Here is a 1,679-nt window from a genome sequence, read left to right on the forward strand (position 1 = left end):
TAAAGGGAAAAGGTTCGGGGTTCGGGGTTATCATGCATTTTTAATCATAGAAATCAATTTACCAAGCATTTTCCCAATACTCTCACACTCATTTAAAGCGTATTCTGTTTGTTCATAATTAATATGACCTAACTCAAAAGCAATCATTAGCTGAGTTTTTAATTCACCGACAGACCCTTTAGCCACAGAAAGAAAATAAGCTCTTTCTTTATCAGAGTAACGCTCATAACCCTCTGCAATATTGCTAGGCACTGAAACTGCGCTTCGACACATTTGATCTTTTAAGCCGAAATCCCTCAAAGCAGCAAAGGTTTGGTATACAAACAAACTTAATGAGAAAGACTTTTTCCATACATCTAAACTTTCATACCTCACAACCACTCCTTAGCCTTAATCCCGCATTCATCATAAATTATAGTAAACATATAATTTAACGCACGGAACTTAATCTCTTTCGCAGCTCGGTTCTCGTAGCCCGTTACTCGAAACTCATTATCTAAAAACAAAAAACCCAGCATAAGCTGGGTTTTTGAATTCTTGATAACGTAAAAATTAACGTTTTGAGAACTGTGGACGCTTACGCGCTTTCTTAAGACCCACTTTCTTACGTTCAACTTTACGTGCATCACGAGTAACGAAACCTGCTTTACGAAGTTGTGGACGTAATGACTCGTCAAACTCCATAAGTGCACGAGTGATACCGTGACGGATAGCACCAGCTTGACCAGTAGTACCACCACCAGCAACGGTGATGTGTAAGTCAAACTTTTCAGTCATGTCAACAAGCTCAAGAGCTTGACGAACAACCATGCGTGCTGTTTCGCGACCAAAGTACTCTTCTAAAGAGCGCTTGTTGATTACGATGTTACCAGTGCCTGGGCGTAAGAATACGCGAGCACTTGAACTTTTACGACGACCTGTACCGTAGTATTGATTTGCCATGATAGTGCTCCTTAAATGTCTAGAACCTGAGGCTGTTGTGCAGCATGATTGTGCTCAGTACCCGCGTAAACTTTAAGTTTACGGTACATAGCGCGGCCTAAAGGACCACGTGGCAACATGCCTTTAACAGCTTTTTCGATGATCATTTCAGGCTTTGCAGCTTGAAGTTTATCAAAAGTAGTAGACTTAAGACCACCTGGGAAACCAGAGTGAGCATAGTACACTTTGTCTTTGAATTTATTACCAGTAACAGTAACTTTCTCAGCGTTAATAACGATGATGTAATCACCAGTATCTACGTGCGGTGTGTACTCAGCTTTATGCTTACCGCGTAGGCGATGAGCGATTTCAGTAGCGATGCGACCTAAAGTTTTACCTTCAGCGTCAACTACGTACCAGTCACGTTTTACTGTTTCTGGTTTAGCAACAAACGTTTTCATTTATAAAAATCCAATGTTTTTCAATTAAAACCACAGGTAGTTATGTTTAACTACCGCTCTAAGTTTGCTACAACCCCTTCGAGTTTTAGACTTTTGCGCCGCTCACAAGTGGCTAAACTATATGAGGACATAGAACGCAACGTGGCAGACGCGGGAGTATACCAGCACTTAAATCACATTGCTACCGGCCGGTTGTTTTTTCCTCAAGAAAAGTTATTACTCAGCGGTCAGCGGTCAGCGGTCAGCGGTCAGCGGTCAGCGGTCAGCGGTCAGCGGTCAGCGGTCAGCGGTCAGCGG

The 1,679-nt window shown here is 42.3% G+C and carries 3 protein-coding genes; all 3 read right to left on the reverse strand.

Annotated features, from left to right (window positions below):
• Positions 1-30: 30 nt before the first annotated feature.
• On the reverse strand, positions 31-375 hold the full coding sequence (locus QL984_RS18405; protein ID WP_058154141.1) for a four helix bundle protein: 345 nt from the start codon (positions 373-375) through the stop codon (positions 31-33).
• Between the two features lie 177 nt (positions 376-552).
• Complete coding sequence (gene rpsI / locus QL984_RS18410) at positions 553-945, reverse strand: 30S ribosomal protein S9 (RefSeq protein WP_024600778.1); 393 nt, start codon at positions 943-945, stop codon at positions 553-555.
• Positions 946-953: 8 nt separating this feature from the next.
• Positions 954-1,382: a 50S ribosomal protein L13 gene (gene rplM, locus QL984_RS18415; RefSeq protein WP_002957960.1), complete on the reverse strand. Its 429-nt coding sequence runs from the start codon at positions 1,380-1,382 to the stop codon at positions 954-956.
• Positions 1,383-1,679 lie beyond the last annotated feature (297 nt).

Origin of the sequence: Pseudoalteromonas sp. APC 3495, from assembly GCF_030407645.1 — a bacterium.
Taxonomy (GTDB): Bacteria; Pseudomonadota; Gammaproteobacteria; order Enterobacterales; family Alteromonadaceae; genus Pseudoalteromonas; species Pseudoalteromonas tetraodonis.